The sequence below is a fragment of the Mesorhizobium sp. P2_C5_2 genome, from assembly GCF_056404535.1.
The window spans coordinates 45,166-67,189 of the sequence record NZ_JBFUDV010000003.1 but is presented as its reverse complement, the minus strand read 5'-3'; the positions used below and the strand labels follow the sequence as shown (position 1 = coordinate 67,189).

Below are 22,024 nucleotides of genomic sequence, written 5' to 3'. Positions count from 1 at the left end.
TGCGGCTTCGCCGGCTTCGCCGGCTAGGCCGGCTCCATGATTCCGATTTTCGGGGAGCCTCATATCGCATGGCAACGCGATTGACATCCCCTTCTGTAAGATTTACCAGATTACAGGGTTGTATGACAACCCGGTAAGACTGCAATGATTTGGAGTCGGGAGGATCTCAAGTTGAAAACTGTTCTGAAACTGGCCGCCTCGGCGGCCTTATGCCTTGGCGCGTTTGCCCATCCGGCGCTCGCCGAAGACAACATCGTCAAGATCGGCGTCGTCGCCGCCGAGTCGGGCTCGTTCGTCTCCGCCGGCCATACCTTGCCGGCCGGTGTCGGCCTTGCCGTCAAGCAGATCAATGATGCCGGCGGCTTCAAGGTCGGCGGCAAGACCTACAAGCTCGAAATGGTCAAGCGCGATGACCGCACCGATATCGCCACCGCAATCGCCGCCACCCAGGAGCTGGTGCGCGACGTCAAGGTGCAGGCGATCTTCGGATCCGAAACGCATGACTTCACGCTGGCCATGGCCAAGATCACCCAGCCGGCCAAGATCATCCATTTCGCCGGCAATTCGACACTGGCGAAAATCTTGACGCCGGACTCCGTCAAGCCGGGCGGCGAGGACCATTATCTCTTCCAGTCCGAACCGCAGGAGTTCCAGCGCTCCGGCTCGACCGCGCGCGGCGTGCTGACCCTGCTCGAGCCGCTGCTCGGCTTCAAGCCCAAGAAGTCGGTGATGATCGTCGGCAACGACGCCACCGGCCAGTTCCTGTCGTCCTACTATTTCAAGGCGCTGAAGGCCGAGGGCCAGGACGTCCCCGACATCATCTTCTACCCGCCTGATACCACCGACTTCTCGCCCTTCCTGACGCGGGCCAAGAGCCTCAATCCGGATATCATCCACTTCTGGTACAATGGCGATTCAACGCTGACGGCGCTGCCGCAGGCGATCGAACTGGGCGCGGCCAAGAGCTACTTCCTGTTCGGTGTCGACCCCGGCATCTGGAAGGAAAAACAGCTTTCCGCCGATGTGCCGGTGGCGATGAGCTGCGTGCCGGTGTGCTGGGGTGAATCCTCCAACCCGAAGTCCAAGGCCTATTTCGACGCCTATTTCGCCGCGGGAGCGCCGCATGGCGTGACCTCGTCGGTGTCGCTGCTCTACCACGACTATGTCCACTTCCTGGTCGAAGCCTGGCAGAAGGCCGACAGCTTCGATCCGGACAAGACGGTCGAGGCGCTGCTCAGCCTGCACCATCAGGGCGTGGTCTCGGATGATTTGACCTTCAATCCGACCCACCAGGTCACCCACGCAACGGAAGTCTGCGCCGCGGCGCCCGGTGGCGACATCTCCTGCTCGATGCAGCAGCCGCCGGCCGAAGCGCCGAAGAGCTGAGGCATCATCCCAGAGCTGGCGGCGCCATACGCCGCCAGCTTCTCATTTCTGAAATGCAGCAGGTCTCGATCGCCGTGGATATTTTCATCCAGCAAATCCTCAACGGCCTTTCCATCGCCAGCGTCATCACGCTCATTGCCATCGGCGTGACGCTGATCTTCGGCCTCACCGGCATCATCAATTTCGCCCATGGCGAATTCCTGATGATCGGCGGCATCGTCACCTGGCTTGCCGTCAGCGCCGGTCTCGGCTTCCCCTTGGCCGTAGTGCTGGCGATCCTGGCGGTCGGACTGATGGGCTATGTTCTCGAGCGCGGCCTGTTCCGCTTCACACTCGAGCGACCGACCAATGGCTTCATCGTCTCCCTCGGTCTCATCGTCGTCCTGCAGCATGTTGTCGTGCTGTTCTGGAACCCCAACCAGAAGAGCATTCCGCGCCCGCTGACCACGGTGTGGGAAGTTGGCGGCGTGCGCATCGCCTCCGTGCGTGTCATGGTCATCCTCATCACCATTGCCGTCGTGGCGCTGAGCTTTCGCATGATCACCGCCAGCCGCTACGGCCGCGCACTCAGGGCAAGCGTCGAGGACCGCGACACCGCCGCCCTGATGGGCATTCCGGTGCGCCGCTACATCACCGGCGTCTTCGTGCTCGGCAGCGCGCTTGCCGGGCTTGGCGGGGCGCTTTTGATCTCGCTGTTTCCGATCACGCCCTTCACCGGCGGCACCATGGTGATGAAGGGCTTTGCCGTCGCTCTCATCGGCGGGCTCGGCAACATCTATGGCGCCGTCGCCGCCGGCCTCATCCTCGGCATCGTCGAAGGTTTCAGTGCCGGCTACGGCTTCTCGCAATGGACCGACGCCTACTCCTTCGTGCTGATGATCCTGGTGCTGATCGTGCGCCCGCACGGCCTGTTCGGTGGTACCAGCGGACCGAGGATGGCATCATGAGCATCGCCCCGAAGGCGTTGCGCTCGCTGCTTCCCGTGCTGGTCATCCTGGCGCTGATCGCGCTGGTGCCGCTCGCCTCGCCCTCGAACCGCTTCCTGTCGCTGGCGATCTCGGCCGGCATCAACGTGATTGCGCTCTACGGCCTGTCGGTGCTGTTCGGCCAGACCGGTATATTGTCGATGGGTCACGCCGCCCTGGTCGGCGTCGGCGCCTATGCCTCAGCGATCCTCGCGCGCGACTTCGGCGTCGGCTTCTGGCTGGCGTTACCTGTGGCGGCAATCGCGAGCGCCGTCTTCGCCATGATCGTCGGCATTCCGTCGCTGCGCGTCGGCGGCCATCACTTCGTCATCATGACCTTCGCCTTCGGCCAGCTGCTCGCCATCGTGCTTACCAATGGCAGCGACTATACGGGGGCGGCGACCGGGCTCGACCTGACCGATCATGTCACCCTGTTCGGCGCCGACATGACCGACCTCACCCGCTACTATCTGATGGTGGTGGCCTTCGTCACGATCGCCGCTGTGGCGAGCTGGGCGATCATCCACTCCTCCTATGGCCGCACGCTGCGCGCCATCCGCGAGAATGAAAAGCTGGCGGCTTCGCTCGGCATCAATGTCGGCCGGCACAAGATCGGGGCCTTCGTCGTCAGCGGCGTCTTTGCCGGCATTTCCGGCGTGCTGCTCGCCTATTTTCTCGGCCACATCTCGCCGTCGCAATTCTCCTCCTTCCCCAGCATCTACCTCGCGTTGATGGTGATGATCGGCGGCGCCAGGCTGATCGAAGGACCGCTCGCCGGCGGCATCCTCGTCGCCTTCCTGCCGGAGGTGCTCAACCTCGATCCAGTGCAGTCGCGCATCGTCTACGGTGTCTGCCTGATCGCCGTGATCATGCTTCTGCCCGACGGCCTGATCGGCGGCATCGTGCGTGCCCTTCGCGGCCTCTTTGCAGGCAAGCCGAAGCCTGAGACAGACCGGCGCGATGCCGCACCTTCGGAGGCGCGCCAATGAGCCCGATCCTGGCCATCAGCGGTCTCAGCAAACAGTTCGGCGGCGTCACCGCCCTTGCCGGCGTCGACCTCACCATCGAGGAGGGCGAAATTCTCGGCGTCGTCGGCCCTAACGGCTCCGGCAAGACGACTCTGTTCAACGTCGTCACCGGTGTCCACAAACCGAGCGGCGGCACCGTGCTGTTCCGTGGCCGCGACATTACCGGCCTCGCGCCGCATGCCATATCGCGGACCGGCATCGGCTACACTTTCCAGCAAGCCATGGCCTTTGCCGGGCTGGGCGTGCTGGAAAATGTCCAGATAGCCGGCGAACACGCGCGCGCCACCGGCAGCGCCGGCCCATGGCCGACGCCGCAGGCGCTGCTCGACTTTGTCGGCTTGAGCGCCCTTGCCGGTGAAAAAGCCGGCGTGCTGCCCTTCGGCAGCCTGCGCCTGCTCGGCCTGGCACTGGCGCTGGCGACGCGGCCGTCGCTGCTGCTGCTCGATGAACCGGCCGCCGGCCTCAACGACCGCGAAACCACCGCCCTTGTCGGGCTGGTGCGCCAGCTTCCCGGCCATGGCATCACCGTCTGCGTCATCGACCACGACATGAAGCTGATGCAGATGCTGTGCCGGCGCCTTGCCGTGCTCGATTTCGGCTCCAAGATCGCCGACGGGCCGACTGAGGCCGTGCTGGCCGATCCCAAGGTGCTCGACGTCTATCTCGGAGGCGAGCTGTGAGCCTGCTTGCCGTCTCCGACGTCATCACCGGCTATGGCCCGACCATCGTCAATCGCGGCGTCTCGCTGACCCTGGCCGAAGGCGAGATCGTCACCATCCTCGGCCCCAACGGCGCCGGCAAGTCGACGCTGCTCAAGGCCATTGCCGGCCTGATCAAGCCGCGCGCCGGCAGCATCGCTTTCGATGGCGCAGACGTCACCGGCCTTGCCGCCGATGTCATGGCCAGGCGTGGCGTCGTGCTGGTGCCGGAAGGGCGAAAAATCTTCGTCGACATGACGGTCGAGGAAAATCTGCGCCTCGGCGCCTATGCCCGCCGCGACGAGGCCGCGGTCGAAGCCGATTTCGAAACGATGCTCTCCTTCTTCCCGATCCTCGCCACCAAGCAGCGCGACCGGGGCGGCTCGCTGAGCGGCGGCCAGCAGCAGATGCTGGCCATTGCGCGCGGGCTGATGACGCGGCCGCACGTGCTGTTGCTGGACGAGCCGTCGCTCGGCCTGTCGCCGCTGCTGGTCAAGGAGATCAAGGCGATCATTCTGGACATCGGCGAGCGCTTCGGCGCATCGGTGCTGCTGGTCGAGCAGAATGCCGGCCTGGCGCTCGCCGTGGCGTCACGCGGCTATCTCATGCAAAACGGCAGGATCGTCGTCTCCGGCCCGATCGCCGAACTGCGCGACATGTCGCTGATGCGCGAACTCTATCTCGGCGGTGTCGCCGGATGAGCAAGCAATCAGTCGTGACTTGCCCCTTATTCGTGAACAGCTTTGTCGCGCAAATCCTCGAAGCGGGCATAGCTCTTGGTCAGATGGCTGCGCATGGCGCGGCGCGCCGCGCTGACGTCCCTGGCCTCGATAGCCCCGAGAATGGCGCGATGCTCGCGTTGCATGCGGTCGAGATATTTTTCCCGCTCGGGTTCCGTCATCCGGTCGAGCCGCGTCCACTGGCGCGGGATCATGGCGCTGCCGAACGTGTCGAACAGCCGGGTGAAATTGCCATTCTGCGTCGCCGCCAGAATGGCACGGTGAAAACCGAAATCCTCTTCCGAGCCGGAGCCGCCGGCGCGCACCGCCGCTTCCAGCGCGTCGAGCCGCGCACTCATCTGTGCCAGTGCCGCATCGCTGCGCCGCTCGGCGGCAAGGCCGGTCGCTTCCACCTCGATGCCCATGCGCAGTTCGAGCACGCGCAGCACCTCGTCGATCGATTCGAGATCGTCGGGCAGCACGGAAAACGTCTTCGGCAGCGGATCCTTGGCAACGAAGGCGCCGAGGCCCTGGCGCGTGGTGATCAGTCCGCGGGCGCGCAGCGCCGCCAGCGCCTCGCGCACCACGGTGCGGCTGACGCCGGTCGCGGCAACGATCTCCTGTTCGGTCGGCAGCCGCTGGCCCGGCGCAAGGTCGCCGGATTCGATCTGCGCGATCAGCGTGTTGACCAACCCGGTCCTGAGATTGGGCGCCTGCGGTATGGCATCGAAAGTCATGGGCTCCGCCATCGGCGCGACTCCGGTTCGATTCTTGTTCAAAGGATTGCATCGACAGGTGCCCGCCGCAAGGTGACGAAAGGCCAGAGCAATTCCAGGGAAAAGTGTGGGCGGTTTTCCCGTCCGGAATTGCGTAACAACAACGAGATGAAGTGGCTCGCCGTTTCCGTGAAACGGTGAACCGCTTCAGCCTGCAGGCGCGGGCGATAGGAGGATTGCATGAAGGAACGCATCGGTTTCATCGGCCTGGGCAGCATGGGCGCCGGCATGGCCGACAATCTGCTGCGCAAGGGCTGGCCGCTGACGGTGCATGTGCACCGCAGCCGCACCGCCGCCGACCGCTTGATCGCGGCCGGCGCCACCGAAGCGGCAACCCCGCGCGAACTCGCCGCCGCCTGTGACATCGTCATCCTGTGCGTCACCGGTTCGCGCGAAGTCGAGATGCTGATCAAGGGTCCGGACGGCCTTGCTGCAGCAGGAAAGCCGCTGCTGATCATCGACTGCTCAACCTCCAATCCCTCATCGACCACGGCACTTGCCGCCGATCTCGCCACACAAGGCATAACGCTGATCGACGCACCGCTGGCGCGCACGCCCAAGGAAGCCGCTGAGGGCAAGCTCGACGTTATGGTCGGCGGTTCGGCCGAGATCGTCGCCCGCGCGCGGCCGGTGCTGGAAGCCTTTGCAGCGCGCGTCGTCTCCACCGGCCCGACCGGCAGCGGCCACACCATGAAGCTGCTCAACAATTTCGTCTCGATGGGCTATTCCGCGATCTATTCCGAAGCCCTGACGCTGGGCGCCAAGGCCGGGCTGACGCCGCAAGTCTTCAACAGCGTCATCTCGGGCAGCCGCATGGATTGCGGTTTCTACCAGGCCTTCTTCGACTTCGTCCTCAACCGCAACGAAAACGCCCAGCGCTTCGCCATCGTCAATGCGCTGAAGGACATGACCTACCTCGCCTCCTTCGCCCAGGCCGCCGGCATCGCCAACCCGATCGGCGCGGCAGTGCGGAATGGATTTGCCACCGCTGTTACTACCGGGCACGGCGAGAAGTTCGTGCCGGCGCTGTCGGATATTGTTGCGGGGTTGAATGGGGTATCGCTGGTGGAACCGGCGGAATGATATCGCCCTTGGCGTGAAATCACGTAGGGCGCTCCCCCACTCCGTCTCGGCTTCGCCGAGCCACCTCTCCCCCATTTCATGGGGGAAGAGGAAATGCCAATCTCCAAGGTCGCTGCGTTGAAAAGCTTGGCATTTCCTCTCCCCTACTTTGTGGGGGAGAGGTGGCTCGGCGAAGCCGAGACGGAGTGGGGGCCGGCGCCGCCATATGCGATTAAGCTGCGCGAGTGCGCTTTAGACAGATCAGCCGCGCCTGCAATCCCCCCACTGGCGGCTACCCGTGCATCCATGTCAAACCGCAAGATCGGTCGAGCGCGATATATCAGGCGGCGGCTATCTGGTGTCGCCACGCAGGACGAGACGTTTGATGACGCCACTTGAAAACTACCATGCCCGAATGCAGCGGGTGCTGGACCACATTGACCAGCATCTGGACGGCGATCTGGGCCTGGAAGCGTTGAGCGGCGTCGCGGCGTTCTCGAAATTCCATTTCCACCGGCAGTTCACGTCAACCTTCGGGGTGTCCGTGCATCGTTATGTCCAGCTCGCCCGCCTGAAGCGCGCTTCATACCGGCTTGCCGAGAGCGACGCCCACAGCGTCACCGACATAGCGATGGATGCCGGTTACGACGCACCGGATGCCTTCGCCCGCGCCTTCCGGCAACGGTTCGGGCAATCGCCTTCGTCGTTCCGGAAGTCTCCCGACTGGGGGTCGTGGCTCATGGCCTTCGGGCCGCTCGAAAAAGCAAGGACCACGCTCATGCAGATAATCTTCGAACACGACGACGTGATGATCCGCGATGTGCCGCCGACACCGGTGGCGATCATGGAGCATCGCGGCGACCGCGCGACGCTCCAGGACACCATCCAGCGCTTCATCGCCTGGCGCAAGGCCGCCGGCCTGTCGCCCGAGACAAGCTCGACCTTTAACATCTTCCGGTCCGAACGGGAGCCGGCGAATCCGGCTGACTACAGCATGGACATTTGTGCCGGAACCGATCAGCCGATCGAGGACGCGCAGATGAAGGCTGGCGTGATCCCCGGCGGCCGCTGCGCGGTGCTGCGCTATCCCGGCAACACCAACAATCTCGAACCGGCAGCACTTTACCTCTATCGCGAATGGCTTCCGGCCAGCGGCGAGGAAGCGCGCGACTTTCCGGTGTATTGCCAGCGGCACTTTTCGTTCATCCCGAACGGGCCGGTGCGCGAAGTCGTGCTTGAGCTGTTTCTGCCGCTGAAATAGCGCGGTGGGGTGACCCCTAGCAGACATGACGCGTAGCAGCCTGACTTCGCTCTGGGACCACTGGTTGCGGCCAGGCGCGGCAGTGCTATCGTGTCATCAACCAGGCTCTGCAAGGAGCCCAGGTGACCAACTGGGGCACTATCGAGTGGTGGAGAACTCCGTTCAGCGCCGTCTGGCTGCCATCCTTGCAGCCGATGTAGTCGGTTACAGTCGCCTCATGGGCGTGGACGAGGACGGCACTCTGACGGTCGTGCGGAACCTCCGCGCCGAAGTGATCGAAACTAGGATCGCCGAGCACCAAGGTCGGCTGTTTAAGTCTATGGGGGATGGCTTTCTCGCGGAATTCCCCAGCGTCGTGAAGGCCGTGGCCTGCGCAGTTGCATTACAGAAGGATATGGCAGCACGGAACGCAGAGCTGCCAGAGGACCGAGCCATCCAACTCCGCATTGGCGTCAACTTGGGGGATGTGATTGCTGAGGATGGCGATGTTTTCGGTGAAGGCGTGAACGTCGCTGCGCGGATCGAGGGACTTGCCCCGGCGGGCGGCATTGCAGTCACCGGCATGGTTCATGACAACGTAGGAAGTCGCCTCGATCTCTCGTTTGAAGACATGGGTGAGCAGCAACTCAAGAATATCGCCCAGCCGGTCCGGGTCTATCGTCTGGGAGCTCCCTCAGGAACATCGGTGCGACCAACAGCGGTAGAACGAATCAAACCGTCCATAGCAGTACTGCCATTTACCAACATGAGTGGTGATCCCGGGCAACAGTACATTTCCGATGGGATCACCGAGGATATCATTACCGAACTCGCCCGCTTTCGCGGCCTATCCGTAGTAGCTCGCCACGCGTCGTTTCATTTTGCCAACAGAGGAAAAAGTCATATCGAAGTAGCGCGGGAACTGGGCGTTGCCTATGTAGTTGAGGGTAGTCTACGCAAATTGGGCGACCGAATACGCATCACAGCCCAATTGGTCGATGCCAGAACTGGCAATCACGTCTGGGCCGACCGCTACGATCGCGATGCGCAGGATATCTTCGCTATCCAGGACCTTGTTGTGGCCGCAATCGTAACAACGCTGGAGGGCCGTATGTACGCTGCAGAAGCAGCAAAAGCCCGTGCAAAACCAACTACTAGCTGGTCGGCTTATGACTGTCTGTTACAAGGCCGCGACCTATGTGACCATCAGCGTGATACCGAAGCCGTACCCCTACTTGAGCGCGCAATTGCCGTCGATCCGCATTTTGCACTTGCTCATGCCTGGCTGGCGATAGCTCTTACCATGAGCAATGTCATTCTGCTCGACGACGATCAGATGGCCAAGGCTGAGAGCGCTTCGAAACAAGCGCTGGAACTAGATGCCAACGACGCCACGTCTCATTGGGCAAGAGCGCTCTACTACCTTTGGACAGGCGACCATGACCGTTCACGCTTCCATTTTGACAGGGCGCTGACACTCAATCCGGCCGATATACAGATTAAGGGCGACTACGCGAACTGGCAGCGCGCCAGTGGCAGGCCGGCCGATGCGTTGGCCACAATCGATGCCGCCATAGGCTTGGGTCCCTTCGTGCCCGATTGGTTTGCAGCGGTTCGCGGCCTGACGCTCTTTGACCTCGCTCGATATGCTGACGCAATCGAAGCGCTCGAGAGTGTCCCTGTACAACGCTCCAGTGGCTTCTTGTATCTAGCCGCCGCGCGCGCGCAATTAGGCGACTTAACTGGTGCAAGTGAGGTGATCGCCAAGGTGAAGCTGGTGAAACCGGATTTATCGCTTCGGAATGTGATCCAGGTACTGCACTACGCACGCCCTGAAGCTCAGCAACACTTGATTGATGCCCTGCGGAAGGCGGGCCTGCCGGAGCAGTATGTGCGCCCCTTACGAGCAAGTTGAGTTAACTTCTGCTTGTGGCCCATTGCTTCTTTTAGCTGCGCTGCAAACGTTGGTCGCTTTCGGTGCATTGCGGACGCCGGCAAGTCGTCCGCCCGGCTGATTTATGGGCTCACGGCCTAGAACTGCCCGCGCACAGCCTTCCGCAGCCGTGAATGCCGCACTGGCGATACCGCCTCCGGCACCGGCGTTGCCTCCGCAGCCTCGCCCTCATGCAACCCAACCCGCAGCGCCGCGCCCGCCAGATGGTCGCGCATGGCCGCTTGCGCGCCTTCGACATCGCCGTTGCGGATGGCGGCAAAAATGCGTTCGTGTTCGCCCAGCGTGATGCGGGCCATGTCGTCGGATTTCTGCTGGTTGCCGGCGGCTAGGATGCTTTCGCGCACGCGCTCCGACACGAAGACCAGGAACTGGCCCATGTAGCTGTTGCGCGTCGCCTCGGCGACGGTGCGGTGGAATTCGAGGTCGCTGCGCAGCCAGGCGACGCTGCCATAGGGCGCGGCGCGCATGCCGGAAAGCGCATCGGCCATGGCTTTCAGATCGGCATCGCCGCGCCGCTTCGCGGCAAGGGCTGCCGCCTGCACTTCGAGGATGCCGCGCAGCTCGAACAGGTTGCGGAACGAATCGGCGCGCTGCAGCGTCTCATGGTCGATGGTCAGCACCGTCGGGTTGTTGGTCTCCGCCACAAAGGCGCCGCGCCCCTGCTGCGACCAGATGCGGCCTTCCGAACGCAGGCGCGCAATCGCCTCGCGCACGACGTTGCGGCTGACGCCGAAAGTGGTCGCCAGCGCCTGTTCGGTGGGCAGCTGGTCACCCGTCTTCAGCCGGCCTTGCGCGATCTCGCGCGAGATGGAACTTGCCACCAGAGTGGAGAGGTGTGGGCCGCGATTGACCTTGTCGAGTTTCAGCGTCATCGCTCACCTATAGTCGACGGCGGAAGCGGACGCCAGAATGCGGCCGTTGCTGAGGATATGACGCGGGTCGAACGCGTCCTTGATGCCTGCTGCCAGATCGAGCGTCACCGGATCGATGCGTTCGAGGAATGCCTTCTGCTTGACCCGGCCGATGCCGTGCTCGGCGCTGATCGAGCCGCCATAGCGGTCGACGACAGTGAAAATCTCGGCTTCCGCCTCTTCGAACAGATGCTCGATTTCGTCAGCGCCCATGCCTTCCGGCGGCACCACATTGAGGTGGATGTTGCCGTCGCCGACATGGCCGTAGGTGACGGCCAGCGCGTCGGGACGCGCCTTGTCCAGCGCCGCCAGCGCATCGCTGACGAAATCGGCAAGCCTGGAGATCGGCACCGAGACATCGGTGCGCAGATAGCGCCCACCCCTGCCCTGCCGCTCGACCATGATCTCGCGGTAGAGCCACAGCCGCTCGGCCTGCGCCCTTGTCGCGGCGATGATCCCGTCCTCGACGATATCCTCGACGCTGCCGAGGAAACCGAGCAGCATCGAGGAGAGATCGATCAGACCACCGGAGGAAACCTCGATCAACACATAGGCTGGGTACGGCTTGCCGAGCGGATCGGCAAAATCCTGGCCTTCGCGCATGGTGATCTCGATGCCGACGCGCAGGATCAGTTCGAAAGCGGTGAGCAGATCGCTGCAGTCGCGCCGGGCGCGGGCATAGAGCGCCATCGCGTCCTCGACCGACCGCAGGCCGACCAGTGCTGTTTCGATCTGCGTCGGCTTGGGAAACAGTTTCAGCGCCGCGGCGGTGACGATGCCGAGCGTGCCCTCGCTGCCGATGAAGATCTGCTTCAGATCATAGCCGCGATTGTCCTTGCGCAGCACTTTCAGCCCGTTCCAGATCCGGCCGTCGGCCAGCACCACCTCAAGGCCGAGCACGAGATCGCGCGTCATGCCGTAGCGCAGCACGTTGAAGCCACCGGCATTGGTGGCGACATTGCCGCCGATGCGGCAGCTGCCTTGCGCGCCGAAGGTGATCGGCAGCAGACAATCGCTCGCCTCGGCGGCGCGCTTGGCATCTTCGAGGATGCAGCCGGCCTCGACCACCATGGCGAAGTCGATCGGGCTGATCGAGCGGATCCTGTTCATGCGTTCCAGCGAGATGACGATCTCGCCGCCATCCGCCGCCACCGCCGCCCCGACGAGGCCGGTCAGGCCGCCTTGCGGCACCACCGGAATGCGCTCGGCATGGCAGAACCGCATCAGCGCCGACATTTCCTCCACCGAGGAAGGCCGCGCCACCGCCAGCGGCCGGCCGTAATGGTCGCCCGACCAGTCGCGGCTGTAGCGCGCCAGGTCCGCTTCCTCGGTCAGCAGCCCGCCATTCGGCAGCACGCCGGCCAGGGCAGCGATCTGCGATGCGGAGGGTGGCGGCACGGCATTCATGAATGGACTCTGGACCCCTCGGCAAAACGACTGGACAAATACCGGCGTTGTCGTGTTATCATACAACCCTGATTGAGAACATCAAGCGAAGCCACGCCTACCGTTTGATGTGGACAGTCAGACCAGAAAATCCCTGAATTCGGAGGACTTCCCCAATGAGCGACGCCCCGGGCTTTCGCTATATGCACACCATGATCAGGGTGCTCGACCTCGACAAGTCGATCGCCTTCTACACCGAAGTGCTCGGCATGACCTTGCTGCGCCGCGACGACTATCCCGGCGGCAAGTTCACCAATGCCTTTGTCGGCTATGGCCCCGAGGACAAAGAAGCCGTCGTCGAGCTGACGCTGAACTGGGGCCGCGAGGAACCCTATGAGATCGGCACCGGCTTCGGCCACCTGGCGCTCGGCGTCAACGACATCTACGCCGTCTGCGCGGAACTGGAAAAGCGCGGCGCCAAGATCCCGCGCAAGCCCGGCCCGATGCAGCACGGCACCACGCATATCGCTTTCGTCGAAGACCCGGACGGCTACAAGATCGAGCTGATCGGCCTCGACACGATGTGATCTGATCAGGCCGGACCGCATCGGCCTCGCGCCGATGCGGTCCCGTCCTGTCCGCGCTTGCTTGGGAGGCGGGATCACTTGATGACCGCGATCTTGCTGCGGTCGATGGTGATGGCGACGGCGGCGATCAGCACCGCGCCGAAGACCATGTTTTCCAGGAAAATGTTGACACCGACGAAGGTCATGCCGATGCGCACGATCGAGATGATCAGCGCGCCGACCGCTGTGCGGGCAACGCCGCCCAAGCCGCCGGTGATCGCCGTGCCGCCGACAATGACGGCGGCGATGGCCGGCAGCAGCAGCTGGTTGGCCAGCACCGGCGAACCGCTCGACAGCCGCGCCGCCAGCACAACCCCGGCGACAGCGGCCAGCATGCCGGACGCGGCAAAGGCGATGATCTTGGTGCGGTCGACATTGATGCCCGCCGCCCATGCCGCCGGCTCGCCGGCGCCGACCGCGATCGCCTGGCGGCCGAAGCGCGTGTAGCGCAGCGCCAGAAAGGCGGCGATGCCTATCACCGCCGAAATCAGCACCACCACCGGAATGCCGGCGACGGTCGCGTTGATCCAGGCGGTGTTTTCACGGCCGCCTTCCTCGATGGTGATGGCGCGGCCGTTCGACACCCACAACGCCAGGCCGGTGACGACGCCGCCGGTGGCGAGCGTGGCGACAAAGGACGGCACGCGCAGCTTGACGTGAACCACGCCGCTCAGGATGCCGAAGGCAAGGCCGGACAGGATCGCCACCGGAAAGGCGGCAAGGCCGAGCGACGGCAGCAGCTGCGCCAGGATGACGCTGGCCAGTGACGCCACCGCCTGGATCGACAGGTCGATGCCGCCGAGCAGGATGGCGAAGGTGACGCCGGTCGCCAGGATGAACAGCACGGCGGTGTTGGCAAACAGCAGCGCCACGGTCTCGCCGGTCAGGAAGCCGGGCGCGGCGATCTCGATGATCAACAGCAGCGCGACCAGCAGGATCAGCGGAATGGCGCCCTGCGTCCACTTGCCTTCGAACACCCGCCTGATGGAAAACCCTTCGTTCATCGGCTCACACCATCGCTCTTAGCAAATCGACCTGGTTCGGCTTGTTGCCGGGGCTGGCATCGAAGCGCGCGGTGATTGCGCCGTCGCGCATCACCAGCACCTGGTGCGACAGGCCGATCGTTTCTTCCAGCGTGTCGGAGATCAGCAGGATCGCCACGCCCTGCGCCGAGAGATCGCGGACCAGCTCGTAGACCTCTTCCTTGGCGCCGACGTCGAGGCCGCGTGTCGGGTGGTCGAGCACCAGGATACGCGAGCCCGCCGTCATCCAGCGCGCCAGCACCACCTTCTGCTGGTTGCCGCCGCTGAGCTTGCGGCAGGCGGCGTCGGGACCGGGCGCCTTGATGCGCAGCCGCTTGATCCAGTCGGCGGCGAGCCGGCGCTCCTTGCCATAGTCGATGGCGCCATGGCGCATGACGCTGGAGAGATCGGCGAGCGAAATGTTTTCCGCGATCGACAGGAACATCACCAGTCCTTCGAGCCTGCGCTCGCGCGGCACATAGCCGATGCCCTTGCGCACCGCCGGTTCCGGCGAAGAGAAGCGCACGGCATCGCCGGCGATTTTCATCTCGCCGGCATCATGCTGTACGAAGCCGCCAATGGTGCGCGTCACCTCCTCGCGGCCTGAGCCGACGACGCCGGCAATGCCGACGATCTCGCCGGCGCGGATCGAGAGATCGACACCGTGATAGAAGCCGGTGGCACCAAGGCCCTTGGCCTCGACCATGACGGTGTCGCGCGGCGCCAACTGGCGTGCCTCGCGGTAGTATTCCGCCTGCAGGCCGCGCCCGACCATGATCTCGTGCAGTTCCGGCGCGGTAACCTCGGCTGCCCGATGTTCGGCGACGACCGCGCCATCCTTCATCGTGTAGACGCGGTCGGAGATGTTGAGCACCTCGTCGAGCCGGTGCGAGACGAAGACGAAGCTGGCGCGGGATTTGAGCGAGCGCACGCGCGCGAACAGCACCTCGATGTCGGCGGCGTTAAGCACCGAGGTCGGCTCGTCGAGCAGGATGAGCAACTGCCGCTCGACCACTTCCTCCAGGGTCAGCGCCTTGGCCAGCTCGACCATCTGGCGGGCGGCGAAGGTGAGTTCGGAGGTTCGCGCCGTCACATCGATGTCGATGCCGATCTTGGCGAGCTGCCGGCGTGCCGCCGCGTTCATGGCTCGCCAGTTGACGAGGCCGAAACGGGTGAAGCGGTCCTCCTCGCCGAGATAGATGTTTTCGGCGACGGTCAAATTGAGCACCAGCGATTGTTCCTGGAACACCATGCCGATGCCGTGCCGGGCGGCGTCGCGGGCGTTGCGCATGCGCAGCTGCTCGCCGTCGAGGGTGAGCGAGCCGCCATCCGGGCGGTAGCCGCCGGCCAGCACCCGCATCAGCGTCGACTTGCCGGCACCGTTCTCACCGATCAGCCCGACCACTTCGTTCGGCCGGACCTCGATGGAGACGTCGCGCAAGGCCTGAACGCCGGGGAAATTCTTGATGATGTTGGAGGCCTGCAGCATGGCGCTCACTTGACGATCTTGAGGCGGACGCGGTCGAGCGACAGCGCCACCGCAGCGATGATCATCAGGCCCTGCACCGTCTGCTGGATGTAGGGCGAGATGCCGAGCAGGATCATGCCATTGGCAAGCACCGTGACGATCAAGACGCCGATCAGCGTGTTGACGACTCCGCCCTCACCGCCGGTCAGCGCCGTGCCGCCGACGACCACGGCGGTGACGGCTGCAAACAGCCTGCCGTCGCCGATGACGGCGTGCGACTGGCCGAGTTGCGCTGCGGCAAGAACGCCGGCAATGCCGAAGAAGAAACCGGCCAGCGCAAAGGCGGTGATGCGCACCCGCACCACGTTGACGCCGGAGAGTTTGGCGACATCCTCGTCGCCGCCGATTGCCAAGATGTGGCGGCCGAGCTTGGTGTGGTACTGGATGACAGTGGCGAGCAGGAACGCGCCGGTGGCAACCCAGACCGCCACCGGCAGGCCGAGGAAACGGTGCAGGGCGAGATCGCGGATCGAGGCATCGTTCAGCTTGATTGCCGAGCCGCCGAGCATGTAGACCGACAGGCCGAGGCCGATGAACCACATGCCGAGCGTGCCCATGAAGGACGGGATGCGCAGCATGGTCTGGACGAGCCCGCTGACAAAGCCCATCGCGGTGCCGGCAACGATTGCGGCGAGCACCGCCCACCAGCCATAGTCATTGCCATTGCCGTCATTGGCGGCGAGCAGCACGAGCACCATCGCCGACACCGACAGAGTGCCTTCGACCGACAGGTCGATGCTGCCCATCAGGATGATGAAGGTCAGCCCCATCGCCAGGGTCAGCGGCACGGCGGCCGAATTGGCAAGCCGCACCAGATTGCGGACCTCGATGAAATTGGGATTGGCAATGGCGATCAGGACGCACAGCACAATCAGCACCGCCAGCGGCGCCAGGCTGCGCCAGCGCCTGCCGCCGAAGAATGCGGCGATGCGGCCGGGGATCAAACTCATGGAAGTCGTCCGCTCGATGTCCGAAACGGACTTCAGGGGTTCTGTATGGATTGTCAAGAAACCGCTTCCCGTCTGCTGGTGACAGCCGTCGCGACAAGGGGATCGCGACGGCTGCGGGAGGAAGCGGGCCGCCAGGGAGTTGCAGCCCGCTCCGATGGATCAGGTACGGATCGCTCCGGTCACCCGGCCCCACAGATCGTTCCAGTCGATCTCGGGCTTCGCATCGACATTGGTCTTGTAATATTCCTCGACATTGTCGTGCGAGATCAGCACCGCCTTGCCGTAGAATTCGCGGTGTTCCGGCGGCTCCTTGGTCGGGTCGAACTTGCCGATCTTGGCGTTGTAGCCGATAGCCAGACCCATGCCGCCCTGCCAGAACGGATCGGAGGTGACGGTGCAGGCGAACTCGCCGGTGCGCACGGCGTCGACCGCCGTCTTGATGCCGTCGACACCGACGATCGGCACCTTGCCGGCAAGGTTCTCGGCGCGCAGCGCTTCGAGTGCGCCCGAGCCCATATCGTCATTGGCGGCCCAGATACCCTTGATGTCGTCGCCGAAGCGGGTGAGCAGATTGCCCATCAGGTCGAAGGCTTCGGTCGATTTCCAGTTGGCGACCTGGAAGTCGAGCAGCTTGATATCGGGATTGGCGGCAAGGGCCGCATCGAGGCCCTTCTTGCGTTCGATCGCCGCCGTGGTCGAGATCAGGCCGCCGAGCGCGACGATACCGCCCTTGCCGCCGATGGTCTTGAACAGGATTTCGGCGATGGTCTTGCCGCTGTCGATGCCGTCGAACTCGATATGCGAGACATAGTTCGGGTTGAAGTCCTTCGGATGCAGATCCCCCGGCTTGTTCCACTGCGTCACCACATAGGCGCCGGCCTTGGCGCAGGCTTCGACGATCGGGCGTGCATCCGGCGTATCGTTCGGATCGGAGTTCAGCACCATGTTGCCGCCGGTCTTGGCCAGCATCGCCTTGATGTCGGCAATGCCCTTCTCACTATTGCCTTCCGACACCAGCGTGACGTGTTCGAGCCCAGCCCATTTGGCGTAGGCCTCGGCGCCGGTCTTCCACACCGCGTGATACGGGTTGGACAAAGAGCGGATCGATGTCACCAGCGTCGGTTTGTCCTGTGCGCGCAGCACGCTCGGCATGGCGAGTGCCGCCACGCCGGCGGTGGCGCCCATCATCAGCGTGCGCCGGTTGACCGTAAAATTCTTCGTGTCCTTCATGTCTCGAAAACCTCCCGATTGAATTCTGTTCCGCCCGGCGGATAGCGCGGGGAGCGCGGCCGGGACCTCCTGGTGACGGGTTATCAAATTCCTCTACTTGTACGACAACCCTTCAACACGATAACCATACCCTTTCTCTTGACGCGGCACAAGCGACTTGAGATCGTCGCGCGCAAGAGAAGGGGGGCACTGATTTTGCCCCGGCAAAGGGAACAGGAATGCCGGATTACATTATCGTTGGCGGCGGTTCGGCCGGCTGCATTCTGGCCGCCAGGCTGAGCGAAGACCCGGACGTGTCCGTCGTCGTGCTCGAGGCCGGTCCGCCCGACACCGACCGCTACATTCATTTGCCGGTCGGCTTCTTCAAGATGACGTCGGGGCCGCTGATCTGGGGCTATGATACGGCGCCCGGCAAGGCGATCGACGGCCGGACCATGGTCTATCCGCAGGCGCGTGTGCTGGGCGGCGGCTCGTCGATCAATGCCCAGGTGTTCACGCGTGGCTGCCCTGAGGATTACGACGGCTGGGCGACCGACGATGGCTGTGCGGGCTGGAGCTATACCGACGTGCTGCCCTACTTCGTCCGCTCCGAGGGCAACGACACGTTTGCCGACCCGCAACACGGCATCGACGGCCCGCTTGGTGTCTCCAGCGGCGCGCCGCATCCGCTGACGCGCATCTTCGTCAAGGCGGCTCAGCAGGCCGGCCTTCCCTTCCGCGCCGATTTCAATGCCGGCGAGCAGGCTGGCGCCGGCTTCTACCAGACGACGACGCGCCGGGGGAAACGGTCGAGCACGGCAGTCGCCTATCTCAAGCCCGCGCTTGGTCGCAGGAATTTGACGCTGCGCACCGACGCCACCGTCAGCCGCATCGTGGTCGAAAACGGCCGCGCCATCGGCGTCGAGATCATCGTCAACGGCCACACCGAACTGCTCCGCGCCGAGCGCGAGGTGATTGTTACCGCCGGCGCCATCGGCTCGCCGAAATTGCTGATGCTGTCGGGCATCGGCCCGGCCGCACATCTGGCCGAACACGGCATCAAGGTGGTCCACGACGCAAAAGATGTCGGCCAGAATCTGCACGATCACATGGATGTCGACGTCGTTGCCGAACTCAACGGACCGCATGGCATAGACCGCTACAAGAAGAAGCGCTGGCAGGCCGTCGCCGGCCTCGAATACGCACTGTTCGGCAAGGGACCGGTGGCCTCCAACATCGTCGAGGCCGGCGGCTTCTGGTGGGGTGACCGAACTGAAAAGACCCCTGACATCCAGTTCCATTTCCTGCCTGGCGCCGGCGTCGAGGAAGGCATCGGCTCGGTGCCCGGAGGCAATGGCTGCACGCTGAACTCCTACCATGTGCGGCCCCGCTCGCGCGGCAGCGTCACGCTCAAGTCCGCAGACCTGCGCGAAGCCCCTGTTATCGACCCCAACCCGTTTGCCGAGCGCTACGATCTCGAACGCGCCATTGACGGCATCGAGATCAGCCGCGAAATCCTGTCGCAGCAAGCCTTCGCCAAATACATCAGCCGCGAACATCTGCCGGGCGCGGCGATGCAGGGCCGGGCCGCACTCGAAGCCTTCGCCCGCGAGCACGGCCGCAGCGCCTATCACCCGGTCGGCTCCTGCCGCATGGGCGGCGACGCCGACAGCGTCGTCGATCCCGAGCTTCGCGTGCGCGGCTTGCAGGGTCTGCGTGTCTGCGACAGCTCGGTCATGCCGAGCATTGTGTCGTCCAACACCAATGCCGCGGTGATTATGATCGCCGAGAAGGCCGCCGACCTGATCGTCGGACGGAGGCTGCCGGCGGCTTAATCGATCATTCGTCAGGAAACATCTCGCGCGGCGGAAAACCTTCGCGGCTGTAGTCGACGACGATGAACTTGCCGCCCTGGTAGCGCTCGACCACCGGATTGTCCGTCACCTTGCCTCGCACGCGTTCGGCTTGGCTGTCGGAACTGTCGAGCGGCGTCCAGCCGAGCGTCTCTCGGGCATCGTGCCGCCAGAAGCCGCGGCTGTTGTTCGACTGGCCCCAGATGACGGAGCAATCGACACGCTCGGCCTGCGCGCAACGCTCGATCAGTCGGACGAAATCGTCATGCGATATCCAGGTCGACAGGATGCGTTCGTCGGGTACTTCGGGCAGCACCGAGCCGATGCGGATCAGCACGCTTTCGACCGCATGCTTGTCGAAGTAGAGCCGCGCCAGCATCTCGCCATAGGCTTTCGACAGGCCGTAATAGCCATCCGGTCGCAACAGACAGTCCTGGTCGAGAATTTCCGTCCGCTCGTAAAGGCCGACCGCATGCACGGAAGAGGGAAATACCACGCGCGCCTTCTCCCGGCGCGCCGCCTCGTAAATGTGGAAGGCGCCGCGGAAATTGGGGCCGAGCATGGTCTCGAAGGATTGCTCGGTGGAGATGCCGCCGAAATGCAGGATCAGGCCGCATCCATTCGACAGATCGTCCACCGCCTGCTGGTCCTCAATATCGGCAATGGTGAAGCTTGCTCCGTCCGGCAGCGGGATCGGCAACGGCACGATATCGGTGAGCCGCAAGGTCCAGCCCAGCGCCGCGAGCCTGGCTGACAACAGCCGTCCGATCGTGCCGGAGGCTCCGGTCAGCAGCACTGGTTTCTTGGGGATGGTCACGCCCTGCCCTTTCGCTGATAGCGCGGATATGTTCGCGCTGATGCGCCAAGGCGAATGAAGGTTGGGCGCGGCTGGCGCGCTGAAAATCTTATCATATCACCAGACAAATTATGGGTTGCCAAGAAACGCGGTTCGTTTATTGCTTGGGGACGATGAAACGTTCCTTTGGCCTTCCCCCGCAGATCAGCCGCACGGCGCAGGTTGCCGACTGGTTTGCGCGCGAAATACGGGCCGGTCATTTGACCAGCGGCGAGAAATTGCCGACCGAGCAGGAGTTGATCGCGCAGTTCGGCGTCAGCCGCACGGTGATCCGCGAAGCCATGGCGTCGCTGCGCTCCGAAGGACTGGTGACGAGCCGCCAAGGCTCCGGCGTGTTCGTCGCCGATCATGAGACCAACACCACGTTCCGCATCATTTCCGACGAGCTTCACTCGCTGACCGAAGTCCAGAACGTGCTGCAGCTCCGGCTCGCGGTGGAACTGGAAGCCGCGGGTCTTGCCGCCGAGAAGCGCGGCGAGGACGACCTTGCCCGCATGCGCGACTGTCTCGATGCCATCGACGCTTCGATCGCCGCCGGCGAAAGCGCCATCGAACCGGACTTCGCCTTCCACCGGGCGATCGCGTCTGCCACCGGCAATCCTTATTTCGAACGCTTCATGCATTTCCTCGGACCCGTCCTCATTCCGCGCCAGCTGATGCGCCCGCGGGACGAGACGCCCGAGCAGCGTCGGCATTATCTCGAGCAGGTCCAGATGGAGCATCGCCGCATCTACCAGGCGATCGAGCGGCAGAATGTCGAAGCCGCCCGCTTCACCTTGCGCGAGCATCTGGAAGCCGGGCGTGAGCGCTATCGCCGCATGGTCGACGGTTCGGCCTGACACGCGGCCGCACCTCGTCTTCGATCCGTCCACCCAGTCCATCCGGTGCTACGCCAGCTCCGCGACCGGCATCTTGCAGGACTGCATGAGCGCGGTGAGTTGACGCTCTTCATCGGCGGTCAGATCGAGAAGCGGCGACCGCACCGGACCGCAATCGATGCCGGCAATGCGCGCGCCCGCCTTGACGATCGACACGGCATAGCCGGCGCGCCGGTTGCGGATGGCGAGATAAGGCAGGAAGAACGAGCGGATGAGATCGCCGACTTCCGTCGTGCGTCCGGCGCGAAGCGCGTTGAAGAAGCGCAGCGCAATGTCAGGCGCGAAATTGTAGATCGCAGAGGAATAGGTCGTCATGCCGATGGCGGCCGCGGCACTGGCATGAACTTCGGCCGTCGGCATGCCGCCGATGAAGACCAGCCGGTCGCCCATGCGGTAGCGCGTTGCGGTGAGGAGTTCGATATCGCCGACGCCGTCCTTGAAGCCGATCAGGTTCGGGCAATCCTGTGCCACGCGCTCGAGCGTCTCCGGCGTCAGAATGGCGTTGTCCCTGTTATAGGCGATGACGCCGATGCCGACCGAGCGGCAGATGGCGGTGAGATGACGGCGCAGGCCTTCCTGCTCGGACTTGACGAGATAGGGCGGCAGCACCAGCAATCCGTCGGCGCCATTGGCCTCCGCTGCCTTGGCAAACTCGACCGCCATATGCGTGCCATAGCCGACGCCGGCGAGCAGCGGCATGGTATCGGGAACTTCGTCCGACGCAGCCCGCACCACGCGCTTGTATTCTTCCAGCGTCAGCGAGAAGAACTCGCCGGTGCCGCCGGCGGCAAAAAGCCCGCTCGCGCCGGCAGTGCCCTGGCTGGCGACATGGGCACGATAGCCGTCCTCGTTGAAAGCGCCGTCATCGTCGAAAAAAGTCAGCGGAAAGGACAGCAGGCCACGGCCAAGGGATTTGGTCAGTTCGGTGGGTGAGAACGTCAAGACGAATACTCCGTGCGAGGCACCGGCAAGCGGGA

20 protein-coding genes are annotated in these 22,024 nt (G+C 63.9%); 11 read left to right on the top strand and 9 right to left on the bottom strand.

What is annotated here, in order from left to right; genetic code table 11:
- The first annotated feature begins 171 nt into the window (after positions 1 to 171).
- The 5 genes from AC1D1B_RS11675 to AC1D1B_RS11655 all read left to right on the top strand — a co-directional run bounded on the left by AC1D1B_RS11675 (position 172) and on the right by AC1D1B_RS11655 (position 4,778).
- Positions 172 to 1,386, top strand: coding sequence for an ABC transporter substrate-binding protein (locus AC1D1B_RS11675; protein ID WP_477332252.1), 1,215 nt, complete (start codon positions 172 to 174; stop codon positions 1,384 to 1,386).
- A 74-nt stretch (positions 1,387 to 1,460) separates the two neighbouring features.
- On the top strand, positions 1,461 to 2,333 hold the full coding sequence (locus AC1D1B_RS11670) for a branched-chain amino acid ABC transporter permease (protein WP_477332250.1): 873 nt from the start codon (positions 1,461 to 1,463) through the stop codon (positions 2,331 to 2,333).
- Positions 2,330 to 3,340, top strand: a complete 1,011-nt coding sequence (locus AC1D1B_RS11665) for a branched-chain amino acid ABC transporter permease (RefSeq protein WP_477332248.1) — start codon at positions 2,330 to 2,332, stop codon at positions 3,338 to 3,340. Before AC1D1B_RS11670 ends, AC1D1B_RS11665 begins: the two co-directional genes overlap by 4 nt.
- Complete coding sequence (locus AC1D1B_RS11660) at positions 3,337 to 4,059, top strand: ABC transporter ATP-binding protein (protein WP_477332246.1); 723 nt, start codon at positions 3,337 to 3,339, stop codon at positions 4,057 to 4,059. The genes AC1D1B_RS11665 and AC1D1B_RS11660 overlap by 4 nt, the downstream gene beginning before the upstream one ends.
- Entirely contained in the window at positions 4,056 to 4,778 is a 723-nt protein-coding gene (locus tag AC1D1B_RS11655) for an ABC transporter ATP-binding protein (RefSeq protein WP_477332244.1), read from the top strand. The genes AC1D1B_RS11660 and AC1D1B_RS11655 overlap by 4 nt, the downstream gene beginning before the upstream one ends.
- A gap of 26 nt (positions 4,779 to 4,804) precedes the next feature.
- Here AC1D1B_RS11655 and AC1D1B_RS11650 read toward each other — a convergent pair whose 3' ends face one another.
- Entirely contained in the window at positions 4,805 to 5,545 is a 741-nt protein-coding gene (locus AC1D1B_RS11650) for a FadR/GntR family transcriptional regulator (protein WP_477332242.1), read from the bottom strand.
- A gap of 207 nt (positions 5,546 to 5,752) precedes the next feature.
- Between AC1D1B_RS11650 and AC1D1B_RS11645 the strand changes: the two genes are divergently transcribed.
- The 3 genes from AC1D1B_RS11645 (at position 5,753) to AC1D1B_RS11635 (ending at position 9,789) form a co-directional block, all read left to right on the top strand.
- Entirely contained in the window at positions 5,753 to 6,655 is a 903-nt protein-coding gene (locus AC1D1B_RS11645) for an NAD(P)-dependent oxidoreductase (RefSeq protein ID WP_477332240.1), read from the top strand.
- 364 nt (positions 6,656 to 7,019) lie between these two features.
- Entirely contained in the window at positions 7,020 to 7,895 is an 876-nt protein-coding gene (locus AC1D1B_RS11640; protein WP_477332238.1) for an AraC family transcriptional regulator, read from the top strand.
- Positions 7,896 to 8,040: 145 nt separating this feature from the next.
- Positions 8,041 to 9,789 (top strand): adenylate/guanylate cyclase domain-containing protein, encoded by a 1,749-nt coding sequence (locus tag AC1D1B_RS11635; protein WP_477332236.1) that lies wholly within the window; start codon positions 8,041 to 8,043, stop codon positions 9,787 to 9,789.
- Positions 9,790 to 9,905: 116 nt separating this feature from the next.
- On the opposite strand, the gene AC1D1B_RS11630 is transcribed toward AC1D1B_RS11635, so the two are convergent.
- Both AC1D1B_RS11630 and AC1D1B_RS11625 read right to left on the bottom strand, forming a co-directional pair.
- Positions 9,906 to 10,700 carry a FadR/GntR family transcriptional regulator gene (locus AC1D1B_RS11630; RefSeq protein ID WP_477332234.1) on the bottom strand — a complete coding sequence of 265 codons (795 nt, stop codon included), beginning with the start codon at positions 10,698 to 10,700 and terminating at the stop codon, positions 9,906 to 9,908.
- Positions 10,701 to 10,703: 3 nt separating this feature from the next.
- Positions 10,704 to 12,146 (bottom strand): FAD-binding oxidoreductase, encoded by a 1,443-nt coding sequence (locus tag AC1D1B_RS11625; RefSeq protein ID WP_477332232.1) that lies wholly within the window; start codon positions 12,144 to 12,146, stop codon positions 10,704 to 10,706.
- Between the two features lie 155 nt (positions 12,147 to 12,301).
- On the opposite strand from AC1D1B_RS11625, the gene gloA reads away from it, so the two are divergent.
- Positions 12,302 to 12,712 (top strand): lactoylglutathione lyase, encoded by a 411-nt coding sequence (gloA, locus tag AC1D1B_RS11620; RefSeq protein WP_019856614.1) that lies wholly within the window; start codon positions 12,302 to 12,304, stop codon positions 12,710 to 12,712.
- A gap of 74 nt (positions 12,713 to 12,786) precedes the next feature.
- Here gloA and AC1D1B_RS11615 read toward each other — a convergent pair whose 3' ends face one another.
- From AC1D1B_RS11615 to AC1D1B_RS11600, 4 genes are all read right to left on the bottom strand, one after another.
- Positions 12,787 to 13,755 carry an ABC transporter permease gene (locus AC1D1B_RS11615; RefSeq protein ID WP_477332230.1) on the bottom strand — a complete coding sequence of 323 codons (969 nt, stop codon included), beginning with the start codon at positions 13,753 to 13,755 and terminating at the stop codon, positions 12,787 to 12,789.
- A gap of 4 nt (positions 13,756 to 13,759) precedes the next feature.
- Positions 13,760 to 15,262: a sugar ABC transporter ATP-binding protein gene (locus AC1D1B_RS11610; RefSeq protein ID WP_477333300.1), complete on the bottom strand. Its 1,503-nt coding sequence runs from the start codon at positions 15,260 to 15,262 to the stop codon at positions 13,760 to 13,762.
- A 5-nt stretch (positions 15,263 to 15,267) separates the two neighbouring features.
- Complete coding sequence (locus AC1D1B_RS11605; RefSeq protein WP_477332228.1) at positions 15,268 to 16,251, bottom strand: ABC transporter permease; 984 nt, start codon at positions 16,249 to 16,251, stop codon at positions 15,268 to 15,270.
- A gap of 159 nt (positions 16,252 to 16,410) precedes the next feature.
- Entirely contained in the window at positions 16,411 to 17,481 is a 1,071-nt protein-coding gene (locus AC1D1B_RS11600) for a sugar ABC transporter substrate-binding protein (protein ID WP_477261374.1), read from the bottom strand.
- A gap of 218 nt (positions 17,482 to 17,699) precedes the next feature.
- Between AC1D1B_RS11600 and AC1D1B_RS11595 the strand changes: the two genes are divergently transcribed.
- Positions 17,700 to 19,295 carry a GMC family oxidoreductase gene (locus AC1D1B_RS11595; protein ID WP_477332226.1) on the top strand — a complete coding sequence of 532 codons (1,596 nt, stop codon included), beginning with the start codon at positions 17,700 to 17,702 and terminating at the stop codon, positions 19,293 to 19,295.
- 4 nt (positions 19,296 to 19,299) lie between these two features.
- On the opposite strand, the gene AC1D1B_RS11590 is transcribed toward AC1D1B_RS11595, so the two are convergent.
- Positions 19,300 to 20,130, bottom strand: coding sequence for an NAD-dependent epimerase/dehydratase family protein (locus AC1D1B_RS11590; RefSeq protein ID WP_477332224.1), 831 nt, complete (start codon positions 20,128 to 20,130; stop codon positions 19,300 to 19,302).
- A gap of 152 nt (positions 20,131 to 20,282) precedes the next feature.
- Here AC1D1B_RS11590 and AC1D1B_RS11585 point away from each other — a divergent pair, with 152 nt between their 5' ends.
- Entirely contained in the window at positions 20,283 to 21,008 is a 726-nt protein-coding gene (locus tag AC1D1B_RS11585; protein ID WP_477332222.1) for a FadR/GntR family transcriptional regulator, read from the top strand.
- A gap of 48 nt (positions 21,009 to 21,056) precedes the next feature.
- Here AC1D1B_RS11585 and kdgD read toward each other — a convergent pair whose 3' ends face one another.
- Positions 21,057 to 21,989, bottom strand: coding sequence for a 5-dehydro-4-deoxyglucarate dehydratase (kdgD, locus tag AC1D1B_RS11580; protein WP_477332220.1), 933 nt, complete (start codon positions 21,987 to 21,989; stop codon positions 21,057 to 21,059).
- Positions 21,990 to 22,024: the final 35 nt, after the last annotated feature.

What these genes read in the sequence shown, in the direction of transcription:
- AC1D1B_RS11625 (WP_477332232.1), bottom strand. Translation starts at nt 12,146, where the DNA reads ATGAATGCCGTGCCGCCACCCTCCGCATCGCAGATCGCTGCCCTGGCC.
- AC1D1B_RS11600 (WP_477261374.1), bottom strand. Translation starts at nt 17,481, where the DNA reads ATGAAGGACACGAAGAATTTTACGGTCAACCGGCGCACGCTGATGATG.
- AC1D1B_RS11615 (WP_477332230.1), bottom strand. Translation starts at nt 13,755, where the DNA reads ATGAACGAAGGGTTTTCCATCAGGCGGGTGTTCGAAGGCAAGTGGACG.
- AC1D1B_RS11660 (WP_477332246.1), top strand. Translation starts at nt 3,337, where the DNA reads ATGAGCCCGATCCTGGCCATCAGCGGTCTCAGCAAACAGTTCGGCGGC.
- AC1D1B_RS11630 (WP_477332234.1), bottom strand. Translation starts at nt 10,700, where the DNA reads ATGACGCTGAAACTCGACAAGGTCAATCGCGGCCCACACCTCTCCACT.
- AC1D1B_RS11610 (WP_477333300.1), bottom strand. Translation starts at nt 15,262, where the DNA reads ATGCTGCAGGCCTCCAACATCATCAAGAATTTCCCCGGCGTTCAGGCC.
- AC1D1B_RS11640 (WP_477332238.1), top strand. Translation starts at nt 7,020, where the DNA reads ATGACGCCACTTGAAAACTACCATGCCCGAATGCAGCGGGTGCTGGAC.
- AC1D1B_RS11595 (WP_477332226.1), top strand. Translation starts at nt 17,700, where the DNA reads ATGCCGGATTACATTATCGTTGGCGGCGGTTCGGCCGGCTGCATTCTG.
- gloA (WP_019856614.1), top strand. Translation starts at nt 12,302, where the DNA reads ATGAGCGACGCCCCGGGCTTTCGCTATATGCACACCATGATCAGGGTG.
- AC1D1B_RS11645 (WP_477332240.1), top strand. Translation starts at nt 5,753, where the DNA reads ATGAAGGAACGCATCGGTTTCATCGGCCTGGGCAGCATGGGCGCCGGC.
- AC1D1B_RS11650 (WP_477332242.1), bottom strand. Translation starts at nt 5,545, where the DNA reads ATGGCGGAGCCCATGACTTTCGATGCCATACCGCAGGCGCCCAATCTC.
- AC1D1B_RS11605 (WP_477332228.1), bottom strand. Translation starts at nt 16,251, where the DNA reads ATGAGTTTGATCCCCGGCCGCATCGCCGCATTCTTCGGCGGCAGGCGC.
- AC1D1B_RS11665 (WP_477332248.1), top strand. Translation starts at nt 2,330, where the DNA reads ATGAGCATCGCCCCGAAGGCGTTGCGCTCGCTGCTTCCCGTGCTGGTC.
- AC1D1B_RS11585 (WP_477332222.1), top strand. Translation starts at nt 20,283, where the DNA reads ATGAAACGTTCCTTTGGCCTTCCCCCGCAGATCAGCCGCACGGCGCAG.